At 40.7% G+C, this 22,822-nt stretch carries 21 protein-coding genes; 9 read left to right on the top strand and 12 right to left on the bottom strand.

Features of this window, described 5'->3' with window-relative positions:
- The first annotated feature begins 21 nt into the window (after positions 1 to 21).
- Entirely contained in the window at positions 22 to 4,287 is a 4,266-nt protein-coding gene (gene rpoC, locus ACTG7Q_RS01195; RefSeq protein WP_439240010.1) for a DNA-directed RNA polymerase subunit beta', read from the top strand.
- A 123-nt stretch (positions 4,288 to 4,410) separates the two neighbouring features.
- Here rpoC and ACTG7Q_RS01190 read toward each other — a convergent pair whose 3' ends face one another.
- The 4 genes from ACTG7Q_RS01190 to tpiA form a co-directional block, all read right to left on the bottom strand.
- The gene (locus tag ACTG7Q_RS01190) at positions 4,411 to 5,949 is read right to left on the bottom strand and encodes an SEL1-like repeat protein (protein WP_439240008.1); all 1,539 of its coding nucleotides are present in this window, start codon (positions 5,947 to 5,949) and stop codon (positions 4,411 to 4,413) included.
- Complete coding sequence (locus ACTG7Q_RS01185; protein ID WP_439240006.1) at positions 5,937 to 6,797, bottom strand: hypothetical protein; 861 nt, start codon at positions 6,795 to 6,797, stop codon at positions 5,937 to 5,939. Before ACTG7Q_RS01185 ends, ACTG7Q_RS01190 begins: the two co-directional genes overlap by 13 nt.
- Before the next feature lie 67 nt (positions 6,798 to 6,864).
- Complete coding sequence (gene tkt, locus ACTG7Q_RS01180) at positions 6,865 to 8,865, bottom strand: transketolase (RefSeq protein WP_439240004.1); 2,001 nt, start codon at positions 8,863 to 8,865, stop codon at positions 6,865 to 6,867.
- A gap of 204 nt (positions 8,866 to 9,069) precedes the next feature.
- Entirely contained in the window at positions 9,070 to 9,840 is a 771-nt protein-coding gene (gene tpiA, locus ACTG7Q_RS01175) for a triose-phosphate isomerase (RefSeq protein ID WP_439240003.1), read from the bottom strand.
- Positions 9,841 to 10,031: 191 nt separating this feature from the next.
- Here tpiA and ACTG7Q_RS01170 point away from each other — a divergent pair, with 191 nt between their 5' ends.
- Positions 10,032 to 10,469, top strand: coding sequence for a GNAT family N-acetyltransferase (locus tag ACTG7Q_RS01170; RefSeq protein ID WP_439240001.1), 438 nt, complete (start codon positions 10,032 to 10,034; stop codon positions 10,467 to 10,469).
- Here ACTG7Q_RS01170 and yggU read toward each other — a convergent pair.
- The 6 genes from yggU to ACTG7Q_RS01140 all read right to left on the bottom strand — a co-directional run bounded on the left by yggU (position 10,461) and on the right by ACTG7Q_RS01140 (position 15,586).
- A complete protein-coding gene (yggU, locus tag ACTG7Q_RS01165) occupies positions 10,461 to 10,751 on the bottom strand; it encodes a DUF167 family protein YggU (protein WP_439239999.1) in 291 nt (96 codons plus the stop codon). The genes ACTG7Q_RS01170 and yggU overlap by 9 nt on opposite strands.
- A 27-nt stretch (positions 10,752 to 10,778) precedes the next feature.
- Positions 10,779 to 11,360 carry a YggT family protein gene (locus ACTG7Q_RS01160; RefSeq protein ID WP_439239997.1) on the bottom strand — a complete coding sequence of 194 codons (582 nt, stop codon included), beginning with the start codon at positions 11,358 to 11,360 and terminating at the stop codon, positions 10,779 to 10,781.
- Positions 11,361 to 11,538: 178 nt separating this feature from the next.
- Complete coding sequence (locus tag ACTG7Q_RS01155; protein WP_439239995.1) at positions 11,539 to 11,760, bottom strand: hypothetical protein; 222 nt, start codon at positions 11,758 to 11,760, stop codon at positions 11,539 to 11,541.
- A gap of 145 nt (positions 11,761 to 11,905) precedes the next feature.
- Positions 11,906 to 12,421, bottom strand: a complete 516-nt coding sequence (locus ACTG7Q_RS01150) for an MltR family transcriptional regulator (RefSeq protein ID WP_439239993.1) — start codon at positions 12,419 to 12,421, stop codon at positions 11,906 to 11,908.
- 73 nt (positions 12,422 to 12,494) lie between these two features.
- Positions 12,495 to 13,643 carry a mannitol-1-phosphate 5-dehydrogenase gene (locus ACTG7Q_RS01145; RefSeq protein WP_439239991.1) on the bottom strand — a complete coding sequence of 383 codons (1,149 nt, stop codon included), beginning with the start codon at positions 13,641 to 13,643 and terminating at the stop codon, positions 12,495 to 12,497.
- A 62-nt stretch (positions 13,644 to 13,705) separates the two neighbouring features.
- Positions 13,706 to 15,586, bottom strand: a complete 1,881-nt coding sequence (locus ACTG7Q_RS01140) for a PTS mannitol transporter subunit IICBA (RefSeq protein WP_439239989.1) — start codon at positions 15,584 to 15,586, stop codon at positions 13,706 to 13,708.
- 317 nt (positions 15,587 to 15,903) lie between these two features.
- On the opposite strand from ACTG7Q_RS01140, the gene ACTG7Q_RS01135 reads away from it, so the two are divergent.
- The 5 genes from ACTG7Q_RS01135 (at position 15,904) to ACTG7Q_RS01115 (ending at position 18,936) form a co-directional block, all read left to right on the top strand.
- Positions 15,904 to 16,149: a succinate dehydrogenase assembly factor 2 gene (locus tag ACTG7Q_RS01135; RefSeq protein WP_439239987.1), complete on the top strand. Its 246-nt coding sequence runs from the start codon at positions 15,904 to 15,906 to the stop codon at positions 16,147 to 16,149.
- A 107-nt stretch (positions 16,150 to 16,256) separates the two neighbouring features.
- Complete coding sequence (rpoE, locus tag ACTG7Q_RS01130; protein ID WP_439239985.1) at positions 16,257 to 16,832, top strand: RNA polymerase sigma factor RpoE; 576 nt, start codon at positions 16,257 to 16,259, stop codon at positions 16,830 to 16,832.
- Between the two features lie 43 nt (positions 16,833 to 16,875).
- Positions 16,876 to 17,442, top strand: a complete 567-nt coding sequence (locus tag ACTG7Q_RS01125) for an RseA family anti-sigma factor (RefSeq protein ID WP_439239983.1) — start codon at positions 16,876 to 16,878, stop codon at positions 17,440 to 17,442.
- A gap of 90 nt (positions 17,443 to 17,532) precedes the next feature.
- Positions 17,533 to 18,492, top strand: coding sequence for a sigma-E factor regulatory protein RseB (rseB, locus tag ACTG7Q_RS01120; RefSeq protein ID WP_439239981.1), 960 nt, complete (start codon positions 17,533 to 17,535; stop codon positions 18,490 to 18,492).
- A gap of 12 nt (positions 18,493 to 18,504) precedes the next feature.
- Positions 18,505 to 18,936 carry a SoxR reducing system RseC family protein gene (locus tag ACTG7Q_RS01115; protein WP_439239979.1) on the top strand — a complete coding sequence of 144 codons (432 nt, stop codon included), beginning with the start codon at positions 18,505 to 18,507 and terminating at the stop codon, positions 18,934 to 18,936.
- Between the two features lie 13 nt (positions 18,937 to 18,949).
- Here ACTG7Q_RS01115 and srmB read toward each other — a convergent pair whose 3' ends face one another.
- Complete coding sequence (gene srmB / locus ACTG7Q_RS01110; RefSeq protein ID WP_439239977.1) at positions 18,950 to 20,278, bottom strand: ATP-dependent RNA helicase SrmB; 1,329 nt, start codon at positions 20,276 to 20,278, stop codon at positions 18,950 to 18,952.
- A 67-nt stretch (positions 20,279 to 20,345) separates the two neighbouring features.
- Here srmB and ACTG7Q_RS01105 point away from each other — a divergent pair, with 67 nt between their 5' ends.
- The gene (locus ACTG7Q_RS01105) at positions 20,346 to 21,056 is read left to right on the top strand and encodes a tRNA1(Val) (adenine(37)-N6)-methyltransferase (RefSeq protein WP_439239975.1); all 711 of its coding nucleotides are present in this window, start codon (positions 20,346 to 20,348) and stop codon (positions 21,054 to 21,056) included.
- A gap of 52 nt (positions 21,057 to 21,108) precedes the next feature.
- Here the strand turns inward: ACTG7Q_RS01105 and asnA are convergent, their stop codons facing one another.
- Positions 21,109 to 22,101: an aspartate--ammonia ligase gene (gene asnA / locus ACTG7Q_RS01100; RefSeq protein ID WP_439239973.1), complete on the bottom strand. Its 993-nt coding sequence runs from the start codon at positions 22,099 to 22,101 to the stop codon at positions 21,109 to 21,111.
- A 182-nt stretch (positions 22,102 to 22,283) separates the two neighbouring features.
- Between asnA and asnC the strand changes: the two genes are divergently transcribed.
- Positions 22,284 to 22,736 (top strand): transcriptional regulator AsnC, encoded by a 453-nt coding sequence (gene asnC, locus ACTG7Q_RS01095; protein WP_439239971.1) that lies wholly within the window; start codon positions 22,284 to 22,286, stop codon positions 22,734 to 22,736.
- Positions 22,737 to 22,822: the final 86 nt, after the last annotated feature.

The raw sequence follows: 22,822 nt of genomic DNA, 5'->3' as shown, positions 1-22,822 counted from the left end.
ACTCCGATAGGAGCAAAATCTGTGAAAGATTTAGTTAAATTTTTAAAAGCACAATCAAAAACTGCAGAAGATTTTGATGTGATTAAAATCGGTTTAGCCTCACCTGATATGATCCGTTCTTGGTCATTTGGTGAAGTGAAAAAACCAGAAACCATTAACTACCGTACATTCAAACCAGAACGTGACGGTCTTTTCTGTGCCAGAATTTTCGGACCAGTGAAAGATTACGAATGTTTATGTGGTAAATATAAACGCTTAAAACACCGTGGCGTGATCTGTGAAAAATGTGGCGTAGAAGTGACCCAAACCAAAGTTCGCCGTGAACGCATGGGACACATTGAGTTAGCCTCACCTGTAGCACATATTTGGTTCTTAAAGTCACTACCGTCCCGTATCGGTCTATTATTAGATATGCCATTGCGTGATATTGAACGAGTGCTTTATTTCGAAAGCTACATTGTGATCGAACCGGGGATGACGGATCTTGAAAAAGGTCAATTACTCACCGAAGAGCAATATTTAGAAGCCGAAGATCGTTTCCAAGATGAATTTGAAGCGAAAATGGGGGCAGAGGCCATTCAAGCGATTTTGCGTGAAATGGATCTTCCACATGAATGCGAAGTATTGCGTGAAGAATTGCAAGAAACCAATTCCGAAACCAAACGCAAAAAAATCACTAAACGCTTGAAATTAATCGAGGCCTTTATTCAATCTGGCAACAAACCAGAATGGATGGTGATGACCGTATTGCCAGTGTTACCACCTGATTTACGTCCGTTAGTGCCGTTAGACGGTGGTCGTTTTGCCACGTCTGACTTGAACGATCTCTATCGCCGTGTGATCAACCGTAACAACCGTTTAAAACGTTTATTAGATTTAATCGCACCCGATATTATTGTGCGTAACGAAAAACGTATGTTACAAGAATCGGTCGATGCCTTATTAGATAACGGTCGCCGTGGTCGTGCCATTACAGGGTCAAACCGCCGTCCATTGAAATCGTTGGCAGATATGATCAAAGGTAAACAAGGTCGTTTCCGTCAAAACTTATTAGGTAAACGTGTTGACTATTCAGGTCGTTCAGTTATCACCGTAGGTCCATACTTACACCTACATCAATGTGGTTTACCGAAAAAAATGGCGTTGGAATTGTTCCGTCCATTTATTTATGCGAAATTAGAAAGCCGTGGTTATGCGTCAACGATCAAAGCTGCCAAAAAAATGGTGGAGCGTGAAGATGCGATCGTATGGGATATTTTAGCGGACGTGATTCGTGAACACCCAATCTTATTAAACCGTGCGCCGACATTGCACCGTTTGGGTATTCAAGCCTTTGAACCGTTATTGATTGAAGGGAAAGCGATTCAGTTGCACCCATTAGTGTGTGCGGCGTTCAATGCGGACTTCGATGGTGACCAAATGGCGGTACACGTACCATTGACACTCGAAGCACAATTAGAAGCTCGTGCGTTAATGATGTCCACCAACAACATTTTATCCCCTGCCAGTGGTGATCCGATTATCGTACCATCACAAGACGTGGTATTGGGTCTGTACTATATGACCCGTGATAAAGTCAACGGCAAAGGCGAGGGTATGTTGTTGCAAGACCCGAGAGAAGCGGAAAAAGCCTACCGTACAGGACAGGCGGAATTACATTCTCGAGTCAAAGTGCGTATCACCGAATACAGCAAAAATGCGGATGGTGAATTTGAACCACAAACCAACTTAGTGGATACCACCATTGGTCGTGCCATTTTATGGATGATCGCACCAAAAGGAATGCCATTTAGTTTGTTTAACCAAACCTTAGGCAAAAAAGCGATTTCAAAATTGATCAACGAAAGCTATCGCCGTTTAGGTATGAAACCAAGCGTGCTATTCGCTGACCATATTATGTACACAGGCTTTGCTTACGCCGCACGCTCAGGTTCATCTGTCGGTATCGATGATATGGTGATCCCAGAGAAGAAATACGAAATTATTTCGGCAGCAGAAGAAGAAGTGGCAGAAATTCAAGAGCAATTCCAATCAGGTTTAGTCACTGCTGGCGAACGCTATAATAAAGTGATCGATATTTGGGCAGCCGCCAACGAACGTGTTGCCAAAGTGATGATGGAAAACTTGTCCACGGAAGAAGTGATTAACCGTGACGGTAATCCTGAAAAACAAGCCTCGTTCAATAGCATCTTTATGATGGCGGACTCTGGGGCACGTGGTTCTGCGGCTCAGATTCGTCAGTTAGCAGGTATGCGTGGTTTGATGGCACGTCCAGACGGTTCGATTATCGAAACTCCAATCACTGCAAACTTCCGTGAAGGCTTGAACGTATTACAATACTTTATTTCTACCCATGGTGCACGTAAAGGTTTGGCGGATACCGCATTAAAAACCGCAAACTCAGGTTATTTGACTCGCCGTTTAGTTGACGTGGCACAAGACTTAGTGATCACTGAAGACGACTGTGGTACGCACGAGGGTATCGTCATGATGCCATTGATCGAGGGTGGTGATGAAAAAGTCCCATTGCGTGAACTCGTATTAGGTCGTGTAGCCGCAGAAGACATCTTAAAACCAGGTACAGACGATGTATTAATTGCACGTAATACCTTGTTAGATGAAAAACTTTGTAACGTATTAGACGAAAATTCCGTGGATACCGTGAAAGTACGTTCCGTGGTAACCTGTAACACCGACTTTGGTGTCTGTGCGAAATGTTACGGACGTGACTTGGCACGTGGTCACTTGATTAACCAAGGTGAAGCGGTGGGCGTTATCGCTGCTCAATCTATCGGTGAACCAGGTACACAGTTAACCATGCGTACGTTCCATATTGGTGGTGCGGCATCTGCAGCAGCCAAAGAATCCAGCGTTCAAGTGAAAAACAACGGTACCATTCGTTTAGCCAACGTGAAATTCGTTAATAACAACGAGGGTAAATTAGTTTTAACTTCTCGTAATACCGAATTAACCGTGATTGACGCATTCGGTCGTACCAAAGAGCATTATAAATTGCCTTACGGTACCATTTTAAACAAAGCAGACGGCAGCGATGTCGAAGCCGGCGAAACCATTGCAAATTGGGATCCGCATACCATGCCGGTTATCTCTGAAGTAGCGGGTTTCGTGAAATTCGTGGATATCGTGGACGGCTTGACCGTGACACGCCAAACCGATGAATTGACCGGTTTATCTTCTATCTTAGTGCAAGATGTGGGTGAACGTGCAACAGCCGGTAAAGACTTACGTCCAGCGATTAAATTAGTGGATGCCAAAGGTAACGATATTTTAATCCCAGGTACGGATGTGGCTGCACAATACTTCTTACCAGGTAAAGCGATTGTGAACCTTGAAGACGGTGCAGAAATCAATATCGGTGATCCATTAGCACGTATTCCACAAGAATCCGTCGGAACCAAAGATATTACCGGTGGTCTTCCACGAGTAGCCGACTTATTTGAAGCACGTAAACCGAAAGAGCCAGCGATTTTAGCCGAAATTTCAGGTATCGTGTCATTCGGTAAAGAAACCAAAGGCAAACGTCGCTTATTGATTACCCCAACAGACGGCTCCGATGCGTACGAAGAAATGATTCCAAAATGGCGTCAACTCAACGTATTTGAGGGCGAAATGGTGGAACGTGGCGACTTAATTTCCGATGGTGCAGAAACCCCACACGATATTTTACGCTTGCGTGGTGTTCACGCCGTGACGGAATATATCGTCAACGAAGTGCAAGAAGTTTACCGCTTACAAGGGGTAAAAATCAACGACAAGCACATCGAAGTCATCGTTCGTCAAATGTTGCGTAAAGCCATTATCACCAAAGCCTACGATTCTGAATTCTTAGAGGGCGAGCAAGTGGAAGTGGCACGCATTAAGATCGTGAACCGCAAACGTGAAGAAGAGGGTAAACCGTTAGTGGAATATCAACGTGAATTGTTGGGTATCACTAAAGCCTCTTTGGCAACGGAATCTTTCATCTCCGCAGCGTCGTTCCAAGAAACCACTCGTGTGTTAACGGAAGCAGCAGTTGCTGGTAAACGTGATGAATTACGTGGCTTGAAAGAAAACGTGATTGTCGGTCGCTTAATTCCAGCCGGTACCGGTTTTGCGTATCACCAAAACCGAGTGAAAAACCGCCATGCAGGTATTCAAATTGAAGAACCTGTGGTGAAATTCTCTGCCGCAGATGAAGCAGAAATTGAAGCGGAATTCAACAATATGGTTGCGGATGACCCAACTGCGAGTTTGACAGAAATGTTGAATATGGTGGATGATGAGTAATCGTTAATCTTGATGAAAAAGCCCCGAGTTGATCGGGGCTTTTTTTACTTTCTATTAAACCCTAGCATAGTAAACAAAATACTTGGTGAAATTCCACCGCACTTCACTACTGCCCTTTTTTTACTATCGCTGACTATTCAATTTTTGTTCGACCTCGATCTTACTTTCTGAATTTGGTAACGGTTTTTCTTCCACATAAGAGGTAATGGCTTGAATCATTTGTGCATTTTCATTACGCACCATATTAATTCTTTCAATGTCATTACAAGGGTTTTCAATGTCCTGATACCCTCTATCTTCAGCTAAATTGAAATAATTACTGGCTTTTTCTAAATCATCTTTATTCGGAGAATCTTTATAAATTAAACTCAGCATGTAATAGGATTCTGCTTGTAAATCTATCTGGTTTTTATCTTCGGTTATACGCTTAAAATAGGTTTTGGCTTGTTCAATATCTTCATATTCCTTGTTCTTATAAAAATGGCAAGCAAGATTGAAATTAGAAATCGGTAATTTATCATTGTGATACCAAATATCTAAAGCTATTGAAATGTTTTTTTCTATGCCTAATCCTTGATAGTACATACTCGCCATAAAATTCTTGGCATAAGCATGATCTTGTTTCGCAGCTTTGCTAACCCATTCAAAGGCTTTTGCGGCATCTTTTCCCACGTATTCACCTTTATGATACATAATCGCCAAGCTGTTTTGAGCTTCACTTTCGCCTTGCTGAGCCGCTTTTTCAAATAACGTAAAAGCTCGACTAAAATCTGGTTCGGTTCCCTCACCACGATAATACATTAAAGCCAGATTATTAATCGCTGAAAGATCCCCTTGCTCTGCAGATTTTTGATACCATTCAAGGGCTTTGGAAAAGTTCTGCACCGTTCCCATGCCATCGTGATACATTACCGCTAGATTATATTGGGCAATCGCATCGCCTTGTTCCGCTGCGATTGTCATCCATTTAAAGGCTTCCTCCGTATCTTTCTCTGTGCCTTCTCCATTAAAGTACATTTGAGCCAAATTAAAAATAGCATCGAGTTTATCCCCTTGTTCAGCGGATTTTTTTGTCCATTCAAAGGATTTCTCAAGATTTTTTTCTACGCCTTTACCATGGCGGTAAAGCAAGGACAAATTAAATTGAGCAAAGCTTTCTCCTTGTATGGCGGCTTTGCTATTCCATTCAAATGCCTTAATAAAATCTTGGGGAATGCCTTCACCATTGTTGTACAACAACGCGAGATTCGTTTGCGCATCAACATAACCTTGATTGGCGGCTTTTTCATACCATTTAAACGCCTGCTGAAAATCCTGTGGCACACCGTACCCAATGTAATACGAAACGCCCAGATCATATTGTGCATCAAGCTGCCCTTGTTTAGCTGCCTTCTCACACCATTGTACTGATTGTAATGGATCTTCTTCAACTTCTACACCTTCTCGATATACTCGACATAAATCAAGCTGTGCAAGGGCATCGCCTTGTTGAGCAGATTTCATAAGTTGTGCAATGTCCATTTGTTGTGCTGTTTCGGTTTGTTGAACAACCTCTGTTTCTTGAGCTGCATTTTCTGGCTGTCCATACGCAGTTAAGCAACAAAATAAACCAGATAAGCCAAGGATTTTTTTATAGTTACGTATTTTCTTTATCGCCCACATTGCTTATTCACCTCATCAATAGACTTCGCCCCATTTTCATCTTTTACTTGAATATGAGTAAAGGTATCTTCTTTACTGTTATAAGCAGCAATAAAGACCTGTTCTCCAATAGATAACTCTCGATTATTGCGGTTAGTACAATAAACTCGGTATTTATCGCTCACTGAATGAAATGTAGCGAAAGTAAAATATTCTCTGAGCCATTTTTTATTATAATGCTGATTTAAATTAACGATATGAGCAAAAACAATAAAACTAAGTAAGAGAACCATATTGAGAGAGATAAAGCTCGTTTGTGTCGGGAACTTTTTGTTTTTTATTAACACATAAAGCGTGTTTTTATAGAAAATATACAGCATAAAACCTAGGACAAAAATAGAAAAATACAGAATGAAATAAATACTTTTTACAATAGCTTTATAATTCGATATATCCGTTTCTGAGGTATGAATGAAACTATATGCAATATCTGAACTTGCGATATCCAAACTGGAGAAAAAAATTGGGATAATAATGATATTGAATAAGATAAGCACCAGTTTATATTTATCAGGAAAATGGTCAAATAACTGTGTTTTCGATAGGAGATAAAAGAGATCGATCAGTAACAAAATAAACAAGACGACCAAATAGACCAAGCTATCATCATAACGAATCATAAGCTGAGAATGATTCTGCAAAGTATAAATTTTCGGCATCAGCACCAAGTTCTCAATACTGATTTTGGTGAGTAAGCCTGTAATTAAATCTCGCCCTAAAAACACGAAAAGGTTTAATAGAATTAATACAACTGCTCGTCTTTCCTTTTTCAGAATAGGAAGTATAGAAAATAATCTTTGAGTATTCATAATACCTAACCTTGATTAAACAAAACGCCGAATAATCGGCGTTTTATCTAAATTAACAGCGAAGAAATTACAAAATCTCTTTCGCTTTTGCCACCACGTTTTCCACGGTGAAACCAAATAATTTGAATAATTGGTCTGCTGGGGCAGATTCGCCGAAACCGTGCATTGCCACAATACGACCTTCAAAGCCTACATATTTGTACCAGAAGTCTGCGGTTTGTGCTTCAATCGCTACACGTTTGGTAATGTGTTTTGGTAATACGCTTTCACGATAGGCTTCGTCTTGTTTGTCGAATACGTTGCTGCTTGGCATAGAAACCACACGCACTTTTTTGCCTTCGGCTTTCAACACGTCCGCTGCTTTCACGGCTAATTCCACTTCAGAACCTGTGGCAATTAAGATCACATCAGGGTTGTTACAACCACAATCCACTAAGATGTAACCACCACGAGCCACATTAGCTAATTGCTCTGCTGTGCGTGGTTGTTGGGCAAGATTTTGACGAGTGAAAATTAAGGCACTTGGACCCTCTTTGCGTTCTACCGCAGATTTCCACGCTACCGCAGATTCCACTTGATCCGCTGGTCGCCATGTTTCTAAGTTTGGAATTAAACGTAATGCCGCTGTTTGTTCCACTGGTTGATGAGTTGGACCATCTTCGCCCAAACCGATAGAGTCATGGGTGTAAACAAACAAGGCACGTTGTTTCATTAATGCTGCCATACGCACTGCATTGTGAGCATATTCAAAGAACATTAAGAATGTTGCACCATAAGGAATGAATCCACCGTGTAAGGCAATACCGTTCATAATCGCCGACATACCGAACTCACGCACACCGTAGTTGAGGTAGTTGCCGTCCACATTGGTGGTTGCACGAATCGGTTTTGAACCTGACCATAGGGTTAAGTTTGAACTAGCTAAGTCTGCTGAACCGCCTAAGAATTCTGGTAAAATGTGTGCATAGGCTTCAATCGCATTTTGTGAGGCTTTACGGCTCGCAATAGAAGCAGGGTTAGCTTGTAATTTTTCCACAAAGGCTTGGCTTTCGGCTGCCCAGTTGGCTGGTAATTCACCGCTCACACGGCGTTTAAATTCTGCTGCAAGTTCTGGATAGGCTTTTGCATAAGCCGCAAATTTTTCATTCCATGCCGCTTCCGCTGTTTGACCTTTGGCTTTCGCATCCCATTCTGCATAAATATCGGCTGGGATTTCAAATGGGGCATAATCCCATTCAAGGGCTTTACGGGTTAAGGCAATTTCTTCATCACCTAATGGCGCTCCATGGCAATCGTGCGATGCAGATTTGTTTGGTGAGCCGTAACCGATAATGGTTTTACAGATAATTAAGGTTGGTTTATTAGTTTCTGCTTGGGCTTGTTTGACCGCTTCGGCAATTTGTTGTGGATTATGACCATCAATCGCTGGGATCACTTGCCAACCGTAGGCCTCAAAACGTTTTTGGGTATCGTCGGTGAACCAACCATCCACGTGCCCATCAATAGAAATATTATTGTCATCGTAGAATGCGATTAATTTACCTAAACCTAAGGTTCCCGCTAATGAACAGGCTTCGTGTGAAACCCCTTCCATTAAACAGCCATCACCTAAGAACACATAAGTAAAGTGATCCACAATATCGTGACCTACACGGTTAAATTGACCCGCTAAGGTTTTTTCTGCAATCGCCATACCCACTGCATTGGTGATACCTTGACCCAATGGACCTGTGGTCGTTTCTACCCCTGGAGCATAACCATATTCAGGGTGACCTGGAGTTTTAGAATGTAATTGACGGAAATTTTTTAAATCTTCGATAGAAAGATCATAGCCTGTTAAATGTAACAAACTGTAAATCAACATCGAACCATGTCCATTAGATAACACAAAGCGGTCACGATCTGCCCATTTTGGATTGGTTGGGTTATGTTTTAAAAATCCACGCCATAATACTTCGGCAATGTCCGCCATACCCATCGGGGCACCAGGGTGACCTGATTTTGCTTTTTGCACTGCATCCATACTTAAAAAACGGATGGCATTGGCAAGTTGCTTTTGGGTTGTCATTATTTACTCCTAATAAAATTAAATGAAGATTAATCTTGCCATTTTACCTGATTTTTCATGATAAACGGGAAATTAATGCGATTGATAATATAAATAGCGTTAAAATGTGATCTAGCTCATCCTTTTAAGGAAGAAACAAGAAAAAAGTGCGGTGAAAAATAGCCAACATTTTCACCGCACTTTCTCATATCACACCTATTATACTTACGCTTTTGCTTTCGCAGCCGCTTTGACGATCACGGCAAAGGCTGCGGCTTTTAATGAGGCACCGCCTACTAACGCACCATCAATATCTGGCTGAGTAAATAACTCTGCGGCATTCGCATCATTCACAGAACCACCATATTGGATAATCACTTGATCTGCTACCGCTTGAGATTTCACCGCAATATGATCACGAATAAATTTATGTACCGCTTGCGCTTGTGCTGGGGTGGCAGATTTACCGGTGCCAATGGCCCAAATCGGCTCATAAGCAATTACCGCACCGTTAAAGGCCTCTACGCCTAACGCATTGATTACCGCATCAATTTGTCTCGCACAAACTTCTTGGGTTTTGCCCGCCTCGTTTTCCGCCTCAGATTCACCGATACATAACACTGGTACTAACCCCGCCTCTTTTAACACGCCAAATTTTTTCGCAACAAATTCATCACTTTCTTTGTGATAAGTACGACGCTCAGAGTGGCCGATAATAATATATTTTGCCCCAAAGTCTTTTAACATTTCCGTAGAAATATCGCCAGTAAACGCCCCTTGTTTATTCAGATCGACATTTTGCGCACCTAAAGCAATGTCACTACCTACTAATGCGGTTTCTGCTTCAGCCAAATACATCACCGGTGGGGCAATAGCCACGCCACAACCGTCAACGCCTTGAAGTTCTTGTTTCAAGCCTACAATTAATTCTTTGGTAAAGGCTTTGCTACCGTTTAATTTCCAGTTACCCATCACGAGTGGTTTACGAACTGCCATTTAAATTCTCCTTGAATGACCTAGTTGATTTAATAAAAATGATGCTATCTAATATAGCAAATTTTCAGCCTATTTTTGCTTTTTTTTCACGTTTTTTTGATCTAACAGATGATTATTCTTGATTTACAAGGTAAAATCTACTGTATAAGTTTGTTATTTTTTAATCAACACTCACCTAAGAACCAGACATTATGCGTATTTTCAAAGCTGAACAATGGAATTTAGCGGTATTACTACCGTTATTTGAAGAATACCGTTTATCACACGGCATGGCGGAAAACCCAGAACGCACTCATACCTTTTTAAATAACCGTATTCGCTTTAGTGAAAGTATCTTTTTCTTAGCCTTTGACGATCAGCAACAAGCCGTCGGTTTTATTCAGCTTTATCCTCGCATCTCTTCTTTAAGACTACAACGCTATTGGCAACTCACCGATATTTTTGTGCAAAATACCCCGAAAAAAACCGAGATTTACACCGCACTTATTGAAAAAGCCAAAGAATTTGTCTGTTTCACACAGGCCAACGTGCTGACCGTTGAACAAGATCAGCAACAACGTCATCTGTTAGAAATGGAAGGATTTAAACTCAATCCGCAAAAAGCCGTGTTTGAGTTATTGTTAGACTAACAAACTCTCAATTTCTGCGGGAATGACTTTCGGCTCTGGCACAAACACCTGTTTATGGCGATTGAGTTCACCTTTTTCTAATACGATATGACTTTTCGGTACTTTAAACAACTTACTCAAATATTTTAATAAATAGGCGTTAGCAGCACCATCAATCGGAGGGGCTGTAATGCTGAGTTTTAATTCATCGTCATGCACACCCACAATCGCATCACGACTGGCTTTGGGTTGTAACAACAAGCGTAATCGTAATCCGCCGTTAATTCGTTCTACTGCAGCCATAAACACTTCGCCAATTTATACCGCACTTTACACGATTTTCCAAAGGCCAAACGGCACGATATCATACATCACTTTGTCTAACCAAAATAAGACAAAGGCTAAAAGCATTGGTGAAAAATCGATCATGCCTGTTTTCGGTAAAAGACGACGAATTGGGCTAAGAACGGGTTCACCTAATTGGTACAACAAATAAGCAAGCGGATCGTTACCACGACGGAACCAGCTCAAAACCGCACCAATAAAAATCACGTATAAAATCATTTCCCCAAAGATCTTCAACAGCGTTAATACGCCAATCAACGCAAATAAACCCACATTTGCAGCCACCGTATCAAACGACCATGTACCACCTAAAATGGCCAATAACGGATATTTAATTAAACCGAGCAAAAAGACAAAAAGTAACGCTGCGATATCGATATTTTTATAGGCTTTAAAGGCTTTAAAGGCTTTACGAATCGGATTTAACACAGGATCCGTTAATTTCACCACCGCTTGTGAAATCGGATTATAAAAGTCAGCTTTACAATATTGCAACCACATCCGCAACATCACCACTAACATATAAACGCCCAACAGGCTATTAACTAAATATTGAATTGAATTCATGAACTAACCCCAAGAATGATTAAACTAATCCAGAATATAGGGGTTAAAGAGAGGAAAATCAAGGGAAAACAAGTAAACGTTTTCCCCTATTAAAAATTATTTTGAAATATGATGTACAAAAATTGCCCCAGCACACATGATTGCGGCAAATACGGCAAGTCCGAATGTCCATTCCATGTTAAAGCTCCTCTTTTAGTTTATGTAATTGGCGTCCCATATATAATCCAGCATAAACACCTGAACAAAGCAAAATAGTGTTAATAATTTTTATCTGAATTGGACTTTCTCCGTACAGCATAACAGGAATCGCCAAAATTGCAACTTTTGCCACATCAACACAAAGCTTTGCCCAATCATTTAGCGTTTCTTTCTCATAGGGTTGACGAAATAAATTAAACATACTGCTACACCTCGATCATATTGTTGTTGAAACCTAGAGTAAAAAATACCGATTTCTATGTCAATCCTATTTCACGAGTAGCGAGTGATAATTTATCAAATTTGGAATGGAGATCACAAAAGGAGAGGATAATTTTATCACGTGATTACAATGGACTTTCCACTTGTAACTGCCCATAAATTTCCACCACCGTTAAAATCAAACAAGAACGTAATAATTTTTCTTGACGAGAATGTTTCATTTGAAACACTAAAGAGTCAGCATCTTCCTTAATCGGCTGAAAATCTAACAGACTTTTATTTTCGAGAAAATTTAATGAATGAGCAAAACGCACCACAATATGATCAACAAAATCATATTCCTTTTCATCATTGTTTAAGGTTTCTTTCATTTGAATAAAGGCTGATACATCTTCAAACAATTCATGGCTAATCACACCTAATCCCAACAAGACTTTTAAACGAATAGATAAATCAAACAAAGGGCCTGATGTTTCAAATAAACTTTCTACCACGGACTGCACCGCAAAATCTGTTTTACGAAAAACACGGTTAATCAGTTGATCCACAGCTTGGTCAAAAATGGCGACGGTAGCGGTAATAAAGCCTCGAATGGAACTTGCCTCATTGAGTTTTTCATAAATGGGATCCTCTGACAACACAATGTAAATCCTTATAAAATGACAGAAAGTGCGGTATTTTTAACCGCACTTTATAGATTATAGACGTTTCACCTTAAATAGCCTGATATGCCGTGACAATTTGCTCAATGACGTTTTCATCTTGCAATTCGGTGTACTTCTTCACCGTTGCCAGTACGCCATTATCCGCTAAGGATTGGGCTAATTCAACCGCTTGTGGATCATCTTGATTACGATAGGTTAAAGCATAAGCAATAGCGTTAATCAAATTTTTGTTCGGTAAGCCATATTCTATGGTGCCACGCAACGGTTTAATTAAGCGATCATTATAACTCAGTTTACGCAATGGCTGACGACCAACACGATCGACATCATCCACCAAATACGGATTGGCAAAACGTTTCAGGATTTTCTCAATGTAAGCCGCATGAGCTTGCGGAGCGAAACCATAACGTTTAATCAATACCGCTCCACTTTCTTGCATCACTGCTTTGACAAAGGCTTTGACTTCATTATCTTCAATACTTTCCTTGACGAATTGATAGCCTTTGGCCTTGCCATAATAAGAGGTTACGGCATGGCCTGTATTTAGCGTGAATAATTTCCGTTCCACAAATGCCATTAAATTATCGGTTAATTCCATGCCTTTAATGGCGGGAATCGTGCCTTTAAATTGGGTTTGATCCACAATCCATTCGCTAAATTCTTCCACGGTCACCAATAAAGGATCACTTTCATCTGCTTGTACAGGTGGCACAATGCGATCCACTGCACTGTCAACAAACCCCACTAACTGCTCAGCCTTGGCTTGCACCTCATGGGTTAAGTGATTAAACACTTCCTGTTTTAAGAACGTAGTACCTCGCACCATATTTTCACAGGCAATAATATTTAACGGTGTTTCAATGCCTGCGTTAAAACGTGCAGTGATGCCTTTAGCGATGGAACTGCTGATAATCTTCATTACTGTCGGTCCCACCGCCGTAGTGACTAAATCCACTTGACTGAATAAATCAATTAACTCCTGTTCATCTTTAGAATTGACGGCACTTACATTTTCTACTTTTTCAATCGTGTTAATGCTATCGCCGACAATTTTCACATTGTAAGACTGTTGAGTTTTGAGCAAATTCACCACGCTGTCGTTGACATCAGCAAAGATCACTTGCACGTCGCTGTCCGCTAATAATTTACCGATAAAACCTCGTCCGATATTCCCTGCACCAAAATGTAATGCTTTCATATTTATTCCTTTTTAATCAATTCATTGGCATAGTTAAAAACTACGCCAATTTTTACCGCACTTTACGCTTTTAATAATTCTAGTACTTTATTTACATCATTTGTCGACGTGAGTAACGCAATGGTTTTATCATCATCTAAAGCGTTAGTAATGGCGGACACTACCTGAACGTGTTCATTGTTACGAGCAGCAATACCAATCACCAATTTGGCCACACCGTCTTCTTCATCGGTAAAACGTACACCTGCCGGATATTGGCAAACCACTACACCTGTTTTGAGTACGGCATCTTTGGCTTCAATCGTGCCGTGCGGGACCGCAATGCCCTCGCCTAAATAGGTAGACACTAATTTTTCACGCTCAAACATTGCATCCACATAACTTGGTTCTACAAACCCTGCTTTGACTAATTGCTCACCCGCAAAACGAATGGCATCAAATTTATTGTCAGCTTGTAACCCTAAGAAAATCTGTTCTTTGCTTAGGCTGAATGTCGTACCATTGACTTCTACGGTATGATTTTCAACCGCAGTTTGTGCTGGCTTTTCGCCAGATAAATGGGCTTTTAAATCCCCTACTAAGCCATCATAGAATTTATTGTCTAAGAAATTCTGTAATGAGAAGTGCATAGCGTTTGGTACTTGTTGTTTAGCACGCAAGGTTAAATCCTGATGGGTAATCACGACTTGTGCATTATCAGGCAAATCATTGATAGCACAGTTTGCCACTTCAATCGGTAAACCTGCATCTTTGACTTTTTTACGTAACATGCTCGCCCCCATTGCACTGGAGCCCATTCCCGCATCACAAGATACAAAGATTTTTTTCAGGCCTGCAAAATCCTTGACAGCAATCGTATTCGCCTTGGTATTTTTCATCGCTTTAGAGGCAGCTTGCATTTCTTCTAAACTGTTTGAGCTCTCTTCTTTTTGAATTTTTAAGAAGAATGCAGAAATCACAAAGGAAACGGCACAAGCGGCAATCACAGAAGTAATCACACCAAAGAACGAGGCTTTTGGTGTCATGGCTAACACCGCAATGATTGAACCTGGAGAGGCTGGCGCTTGTAACCCTGCATTAAATAAAACTAGCGTGAACACACCAGTTGCACCACCCGCAATCACAGCAAGCAATAAACGTGGGTTCATTAACACATAAGGGAAATAAATTTCGTGGATACCACCGAAGAAATGAATAATCGCTGCACCGCCTGAAGTTTGTTTCGCTGAACCTTTACCAAAGAACATATAAGCTAACAATACGCCTAACCCTGGGCCTGGATTGGCTTCAATTAAGAAGAACACGGATTGACCAAATTCTTGTGATTGTTGAATACCAAGAGGCGAGAAAATACCGTGGTTAATCGCATTATTTAAGAATAAGATTTTAGCCGGTTCTACAAACAGAGAAGTAAGAGGTAATAACCCATTATTCACCAATACATCTACGCCAGCAGCCAACACTTCGGATAAAGATTTCACCACAGGGCCAACCACATAGAAGAACAAAATGGCTAAAATCATACCGATAATACCAGAGGAGAAGTTATTTACTAACATCTCAAAACCACTTTTAATTTTGCCGTCTGCCCACTTGTCGAAAGATTTAATAGCCCAACCGCCCGTCGGTCCAGCAATCATGGCCCCTAAGAACATAGGGATATCTGTTCCGACAATCACACCCGCAGTGGTAATTGCCCCAACGACTGCACCGCGATCACCCCCAACTAATTTACCCCCAGTGTAACCAATTAATAATGGCAACAAGTAAGTAATCATTGGCCCAACGAGCTTGGCGAGATTTTCATTCGGGATCCAACCCGTTTGAATAAACAGGGCTGTAATAAAACCCCACGCAATAAATGCCCCGATATTAGGCATCACCATATTAGATAGAAAACGTCCAAAATTTTGGATTTTCACTTTTGCATTTGCTGATAACATTTTTGACCTCTTATAATGAAGATTATGAGTAGTTGAAAAATAACACAATGCCAAAGTAACGCAATTTTTTTATTTCAAAAATGTGAAGTAGATCACACTTTATTTTTATATCTTGAATTTAAAAATGTGATATAGATCACACTTTTACCATTTTATTCAATTTTTTGTGATCCAGATCACATTTTATAAGGACAATAAAAACTCTCACCCCCCATTTAAAAAATGGAATATTATCCCCATTATGATGCAAAGTGCGGTTTATTTTTCTTTATTTTTTATTTTTCGCTATAATACCCCAACAAAAACAGGAACAAATGATGACCAAATACAATAAATTACGCATTGAATGGGATTGTCGCCGAGGCATGCTAGAGTTAGATAAAGTGATTATGCCATTTTATCAACAGCATTTTGAGCAACTCTCCGAGGCACAAAAACACACTTTTATTCGTTTATTGGCTTGTACCGATTTACAACTTTTTTCGTGGTTCTTTAATCGTACGCCCGCTCCCGATCCTGAATTACAAGCGATGGTGGATTATATTCATCAGATTTTGCAATAAGAGAGCTAAATTTGGCGGTGTTTAAAAATTTTTTGAACTTTTCGCAAAACACCCGCTCTAATTGATTACAACGGCTTGCTGTGTTATCGCAAGCAACAAGAGATAATATGACTGAACAGATTACCGATCAGGCTTTAGTAGAAAGAGTACAGCAAGGGGATAAGAAAGCCTTTAATTTGTTGGTTTCTCGTTATCAGAACAAGGTAGCAGGCTTATTAACACGTTATGTACCACGCAATGACATTCCCGATGTGGTGCAAGAATCCTTTATCAAAGCGTATCGCTCAATGGATTCTTTCCGTGGTGACAGTGCTTTTTATACTTGGCTTTACCGAATCGCAGTGAATACTGCAAAAAATTATTTAACGGCACAAGGTCGTCGCCCACCCAATGAAGATATTTTGGCGGAGGACGCTGAAAGTTATGATTCAGGCACGAACTTGCGAGATGTGGATACGCCAGAGAATGAATTACTCTCGGCAGAATTAAAAAAAATTGTTTTTGACACCATTGAGAATATGCAAGAGGAGTTGAAAACTGCAATTACCTTACGTGAGCTTGAAGGTTTGAGTTACGAAGAAATTGCCGACATTATGGATTGTCCAGTAGGTACAGTGCGTTCTCGAATTTTCCGAGCCAGGGAAATTATTGAAAATAAAATTAACCCGTTGTTACAACAGTAAAATGTGTCGCAACAGAAAATAAACAGTAAATTGGGGTATTATTATGCAAAAAGAGTTACTTTCCGCCTATATGGACGGTGAACAAGTAAGTAACGAATTCACTGCAACATTATGTCGTGATAGCGAATTACAACAAAGTTGGGCGAATTTTCATACCATTCGTTCAGTGATTCGTGAAGAAAGTGCGGTCTTTTTAGGCAGCGATTTTACGGCCAAAATGGACGCCTTAATTGAGGCGGAAACACCATTGCAAATGTCACAACCGACACCGGAAGAAGTCGAAACTTCGCCGTTTATGCAAAAATTAAAAGCCATGTTTGCCCCATTGACACAAGTGGCAGTAGCCGCAGCGGTATGTTTGGTGGCAGTGTTAGGTGTGCAGACTTTTAATGCGAACCAAGCGGAAAAATCGGCGGATACGCCAGTGTTGCAAACCTTACCATTCAATAACGGTGTGCAACAAGTGAGCTATAATGCACCAAGTAAAGATGTCATTACTAATGAACAAATTGAACAGAAAAACAAACGTATGGGCGCAATGTTGCAGAATTATGAATTGCAGCGCCGTTTACATGCTGACGGTGTGAACTTAGGTCAACATCAAAAATAGTTTATGGTTATACTCAGATCACCACCGTTCACGGTGGTGATTTTGTTTGCAAGGCATGGTAATATGGAAAATAAACGTTGGAATGGATCTATGCTAAAAATAATTAAAAATACCACCGCACTTTGTTTATTACTCGGTCTGTCTTGTGTCGCATTGGCTGAAGAGAGCTTAACGCCAAAACAACTGGTGAGTGCCATGAGCAAGGCACAAAGCCAGTTGAATTATCAAATTTCCTTTGTGCAAACTAATACCACGGATTTACAAACTTTCCGTTATAAACACGTCATGTTGGATAATAAAAGTTATGCCCAACTCACCACCTTAGAAAGCGGCAAACAGGATATTATTCGCCGTGATAATTTGGTCAGCTATTTTCAAGCGAATTTTACCCCGTTTACCATTCAAGCTAACCACATTGTGGATTATTTACCCACGATTTTATCGGCTAATTTAGACAAATTTTCTGAATATTATGATTTCTCTGCTTTAGGACGTAACCGTATTGCCGATCGTTTGGTGCAAGTGATTAAAATTATGCCAAAAGATGATTTTCGCTATCAATATCTCTTATTTATTGATGAAGAAAATCATTTGTTGCTCCGCAGTGATCTGCTTGATCGAAATGGTAATACTTTGGAAAGTTTCCATGTGGTGAATTTATATATCGGTGATGAAATAAACGGTTTGGCAGAACAACTCAATGCCGTGCATTTTCCCCCGTTATTAACCAATGAACCCGTTGCACAAAAGCCCATTACTGGCTGGCAAACAAACTGGATACCACAAGGTTTTAGTTTGGTTCATGAAAACATGGAACTCGAAGATAGCGATAATCAGAATATCATTGAAAGCCGCTTGTACAGTGATGGATTATTTTCTTTTACCATTTATGTGGCGGATAAAATTATCAATGAAAATCAGGATCACCTTTGGCAACAAGGGGTCAACACCATTTATAGCGAAAACATCGGTGACAAAGAAGTGACCCTGATTGGTCAAATTCCTGCGGCCACCGCTAAACGCATTGTACAAGATTTACAGTTTAAATAAAGGTCGTGGGTGATGATAACAGAAAGCGCCGTCGTCATTGATTATCAAGCGGGTGTGGCAACAGTGAAATGTCAATCACAATCCGCTTGTGGCGCCTGCGCTGTCAAATCAGGTTGTGGGACTTCAGCGCTGTCTGAACTCACTGGCAAAGTAGGCGAACATATTTTTACACTAGAAACCATTACGCCCTTAAAAATCGGCCAAACCGTGGAAATCGGTTTAGCGGAAAAATCCTTATTATTCTCCGCCTTATTACTTTATGTTGCTCCCTTACTCACCATTCTGATCACCGCTTTTATTGGCGAGCATCTATTCCAACACGAACTCTTACAGGCTATTTTTATCTTTTTTTGCACCGCACTTTCTTTTGTGATTGTGCGAGTTTACGCTAAAAACATGCAAAAAAAATCGGCATTTAAGCCGATTTTGTTGCGTGTGCTTTGAACATTGGAATAAATTAGTTTTCTTCCGTTCTTGTTCCACTCGGTTTACGCCGTTTGCCAATATTCTTCGTATCTTTATGACGCACTTTGACTTTTTTCTTCTGCTCGTCTTTTTTCTTCTCTTCTCGTTTCGCTTTAATACGAGCTTTGGCTTTTTTACTCACGGTTTTTACTTCACCGTCTTTCGGGGCTTTAGTGCGAGGTTCTAATCCCTCAATAATTCTTGGTTTAAGCAATTCTTCGGTATAACGTTTAATCTTACCGAGTAAGCCGTAATCATGCGCCTCGACAAAAGACACGGCGGTACCTTTTTTACCCGCTCTTGCTGTACGGCCGATACGGTGTAAATAGGTGTCTGCACTATAAGGCAGATCGAAATTCATAATATGGCTGACATCCTCAATATCAATGCCTCGAGCAGCGACGTCCGTTGCCACTAACACGGTGACCACGCCATTTTTGAGTTTATCAATGGCATTATTCCGTTGGGTTTGCGCCATTTCACCCTCTAAATAGGTGCTACGAATATTGCGTTTGCGCAAGGTTTCCGACAGCTCACGCACATCTTCACGACGACGTACAAACACAATGCCACGAGTCACTTGTTCATTTTCAATAAAGCGCACCAGTAACTTGGTTTTATGTTCCACGTTATCCGCATGATAATACCATTGGTTAATTTTCTTGCGTTCACGACGGCTTGGTTCGGCGTCTACTTGTAGCGGGTCTTGCAATAAACGCTCGGCAAAATCGGTTAATAATTCGCCCTCTAAAGTCGCAGAAAATAACATAGTTTGTTCACGCCAACGGGTTTCCGCCGCAATTTTTTCTGCATCTTGTCCAAAGCCCATTTGTAACATGCGATCGGCCTCATCAAAGATCAGAATTTCGACCGAACGACAGTCAAAATTTTCTTCTTTGATATATTGCAATAACCGACCAGGAGTGGCAACCACTAAATCTTGGTTCTTATTAAACACTTCACCGTGATTTTGATAGGCCACGCCGCCCGTAATAGTGGCAATGTTTAAATGGGTAAACTGCGCCAGTTCTTCCGCTTGCTCGGCCACTTGCATGGCTAATTCACGGGTAGGAGTAAGGACTAAAATCCGTGGTGGCCCAGGTTGACGGCGTGGATTGTCTAATAAATGCTGAATGGCGGGCAATAAAAAGGCCGCCGTTTTGCCGGTTCCCGTTGGGGCAGAGCCTAATACATCTCGCAGTTCCATGGCCGCCGGAATGGTTTCTTGCTGAATCGCCGTTGGGCGAGTATAACCCTTTTTCGCTAAGGCTTTCAGCAATAGCGGGGAAAGGTCAAGTTCTTCAAAAGTCAGTTGTGACATCATTTTCTCTAGTTTATTGTCAAAATTATGCTAAATTATACCGCACTTTCAGGCAATCGGGGGATTTATGTCGGGGTTTCGTTTTAAACAATTTTATATTCAGCATGATCGCTGTGCCATGAAAGTGGGTACGGACGGTATTTTACTGGGTGCTTGGGCCGATATTCAACAGGCGACGCATATTTGTGACCTTGGTACGGGATCGGGATTGGTGGCGTTAATGCTCGCACAACGTACGCATCCGCACGTGCAAATTGTGGGGGTGGAAATCGATCCTGATGCGGCTCAACAGGCCCAAGATAATGTTAATCAATCGCCATGGAAAAATCGGGTACAAATTCTTCAGCAAGATATCAGGGAATTTGCGCTAAACTGCGGTGAAAAAAGGCCTAAATTTGATTTAATCGTGGCTAATCCACCTTATTTTGCGCAAGGCGTGGATTGCCGAGATGCCGCACGCAATACCGCCCGTTATACCCAACAACAAACCCATATAGATTGGCTCCATGTAGCTGAACAGTGCTTAACCGAGCAAGGCAAAATTCAATTTATTTTACCGTTTGAACAAGCAGAAACACTGATTAAAAACACCGCACTTTTTTGCAATCGGCGTTGTGAAATCATCACCAAACAAGGCAAGTCGCCACATAGAATGTTAGTTTCCTTTGAAAAGAGAAAAACCGCACCTCAAATTGAGCAATTAATGATTTATGATGAAAATCATCAATATACGGCGGAATTTATTGCATTAACTGCGGCGTTTTATTTGAATATATAAAATGACTAAAAGCCATCAGAGGATGGCTTTTAGCAATAAGAAGGGGGCCTAATTAAAGAATATTTTTAAATTCAGCCAAGACATCTTTTGGCCATACGCTTGATTGTACTTCGCCAATGTGATGTTTTTGCAACAACAACATGGCTAAACGAGATTGCCCAATCCCACCACCAATAGACAATGGCATACGGCCGTTAATTAAATCTTGGTGCCAATCAAATTTTAAACGATCTTCATCATGCGTAATGGCTAACTGTTTGCGCAACGCAGTTTCATCCACACGAATCCCCATGGAAGAAAGCTCAAAAGCACGTTCCAATACAGGGTTCCAAACGAGAATATCGCCGTTTAAACCTTTGTATTCACCCTCAGAAACCGTTGTCCAGTCATCATAGTCTGGCGCACGACCGTCATGTGGTTTACCGTCAGATAACACGCCACCGATACCGATTAAGAACACCGCACCGTATTTTTTACAAATTTCGTTTTCACGTTCTTTGTCCGTCATGCCTGGATAGGCTTGCACCAAATCTTCTGAATGTACAAAGGTGATTTCTTTCGGTAAGAACGATTTCAAGCCGTATTTTTCATCCACCGCTTGCTCGGTTTCTAAAATCGCGGAATAAATTGAACGTACGGTTTCTTTTAAGTAAGCTAAGTTACGTTGACCGGCTGGAATCACTTTTTCCCAGTCCCATTGGTCCACATAAATTGAGTGCGTTTGGTCTAAGCTGTCCTCATCTGGACGTAAGGCTTTCATGTGAACAAATAAGCCCTCGCCCTCAGCGAAACCAAAACGGGCTAACGTATGACGTTTCCATTTTGCTAATGAATGTACCACTTCAAATCTGGCATCTTCAATCATTTTTACATTCACTTGAACCGCTTTTTCTTTACCTGATAAATTATCTTGAATCCCATTACCCACTTGACTTAAGATGGGACCTTGAACTTCAACCAGTCCCAAATGTTGCGCTAATTTTTCAGTAAACGTGTTTTTGGCAAAGCTAATTTCTTGTTGTTGTAAAATAAATGATTTTTTCATGGTTAAATACCTTTGTTCTTGTCAATTAAAATAGGTGTTTCGCTTGTTGCGTAACGCTTGTTGCATATTATTTAACATTACAAGCATATTTTTCAATACTTTTTATAAAAGTTTCGATATAATACAGAAAATATTCAAAATACACATAATAATTTTAGATAAATTCTAATAACGAGGTAGCTATGCAAACTATTGACAACTTAGATCAGCAAATTTTACGTGTTTTAACCAAAGATGCTCGCACACCTTATGCTGAAATGGCCAAAAAATTTGGCGTTAGCCCAGGGACAATTCATGTGCGAGTCGAAAAAATGCGTCAATCCGGCATTATTGAGGGCACCAAAGTGCGAATTAACGAACGCAAATTGGGCTATGATGTGTGCTGTTTTATTGGGATTATCCTCAAATCCGCCAAAGATTACGACAAAGTAATCCACCGCCTTGAAAGTTTTGACGAAGTGGTCGAGGCCTATTACACCACAGGCAACTATTCAATTTTTATCAAAGTCATGACCCACACCATTGAAGAACTACATCATGTGTTGGCCACCAAAATTCAGTTGATTGATGAAATTCAATCCACGGAAACCCTGATTTCTATGCAAAATCCGATCTTGCGAGATATTCGGCCTTAAGCATAGAACCTAGACAGACAAAAAGTGCGGTAAAAATGATCTGCACCCCAAAAGTTGGACCAATAATCAACTAAGTAAGGTGTAGA

This window comes from Lonepinella sp. BR2474, from assembly GCF_051851555.1.
Taxonomy (GTDB): domain Bacteria; phylum Pseudomonadota; class Gammaproteobacteria; order Enterobacterales; family Pasteurellaceae; genus Lonepinella.
This window is presented reverse-complemented; position numbering and strand designations above follow the sequence as displayed.

Bases quoted from the DNA above. Each gene is read 5' to 3' on its own strand.
- ACTG7Q_RS01135 (WP_439239987.1), top strand. From the start codon at position 15,904: ATGACCAAATACAATAAATTACGCATTGAATGGGATTGTCGCCGAGGC.
- tkt (WP_439240004.1), bottom strand. From the start codon at position 8,865: ATGACAACCCAAAAGCAACTTGCCAATGCCATCCGTTTTTTAAGTATG.
- ACTG7Q_RS01115 (WP_439239979.1), top strand. From the start codon at position 18,505: ATGATAACAGAAAGCGCCGTCGTCATTGATTATCAAGCGGGTGTGGCA.
- rseB (WP_439239981.1), top strand. From the start codon at position 17,533: ATGCTAAAAATAATTAAAAATACCACCGCACTTTGTTTATTACTCGGT.
- ACTG7Q_RS01105 (WP_439239975.1), top strand. From the start codon at position 20,346: ATGTCGGGGTTTCGTTTTAAACAATTTTATATTCAGCATGATCGCTGT.
- asnC (WP_439239971.1), top strand. From the start codon at position 22,284: ATGCAAACTATTGACAACTTAGATCAGCAAATTTTACGTGTTTTAACC.
- tpiA (WP_439240003.1), bottom strand. From the start codon at position 9,840: ATGGCAGTTCGTAAACCACTCGTGATGGGTAACTGGAAATTAAACGGT.
- asnA (WP_439239973.1), bottom strand. From the start codon at position 22,101: ATGAAAAAATCATTTATTTTACAACAACAAGAAATTAGCTTTGCCAAA.
- rpoE (WP_439239985.1), top strand. From the start codon at position 16,257: ATGACTGAACAGATTACCGATCAGGCTTTAGTAGAAAGAGTACAGCAA.
- ACTG7Q_RS01140 (WP_439239989.1), bottom strand. From the start codon at position 15,586: ATGTTATCAGCAAATGCAAAAGTGAAAATCCAAAATTTTGGACGTTTT.
- ACTG7Q_RS01160 (WP_439239997.1), bottom strand. From the start codon at position 11,360: ATGAATTCAATTCAATATTTAGTTAATAGCCTGTTGGGCGTTTATATG.
- srmB (WP_439239977.1), bottom strand. From the start codon at position 20,278: ATGTCACAACTGACTTTTGAAGAACTTGACCTTTCCCCGCTATTGCTG.
- ACTG7Q_RS01145 (WP_439239991.1), bottom strand. From the start codon at position 13,643: ATGAAAGCATTACATTTTGGTGCAGGGAATATCGGACGAGGTTTTATC.
- yggU (WP_439239999.1), bottom strand. From the start codon at position 10,751: ATGGCTGCAGTAGAACGAATTAACGGCGGATTACGATTACGCTTGTTG.
- ACTG7Q_RS01155 (WP_439239995.1), bottom strand. From the start codon at position 11,760: ATGTTTAATTTATTTCGTCAACCCTATGAGAAAGAAACGCTAAATGAT.
- ACTG7Q_RS01185 (WP_439240006.1), bottom strand. From the start codon at position 6,797: ATGAATACTCAAAGATTATTTTCTATACTTCCTATTCTGAAAAAGGAA.
- ACTG7Q_RS01170 (WP_439240001.1), top strand. From the start codon at position 10,032: ATGCGTATTTTCAAAGCTGAACAATGGAATTTAGCGGTATTACTACCG.
- ACTG7Q_RS01125 (WP_439239983.1), top strand. From the start codon at position 16,876: ATGCAAAAAGAGTTACTTTCCGCCTATATGGACGGTGAACAAGTAAGT.
- ACTG7Q_RS01190 (WP_439240008.1), bottom strand. From the start codon at position 5,949: ATGTGGGCGATAAAGAAAATACGTAACTATAAAAAAATCCTTGGCTTA.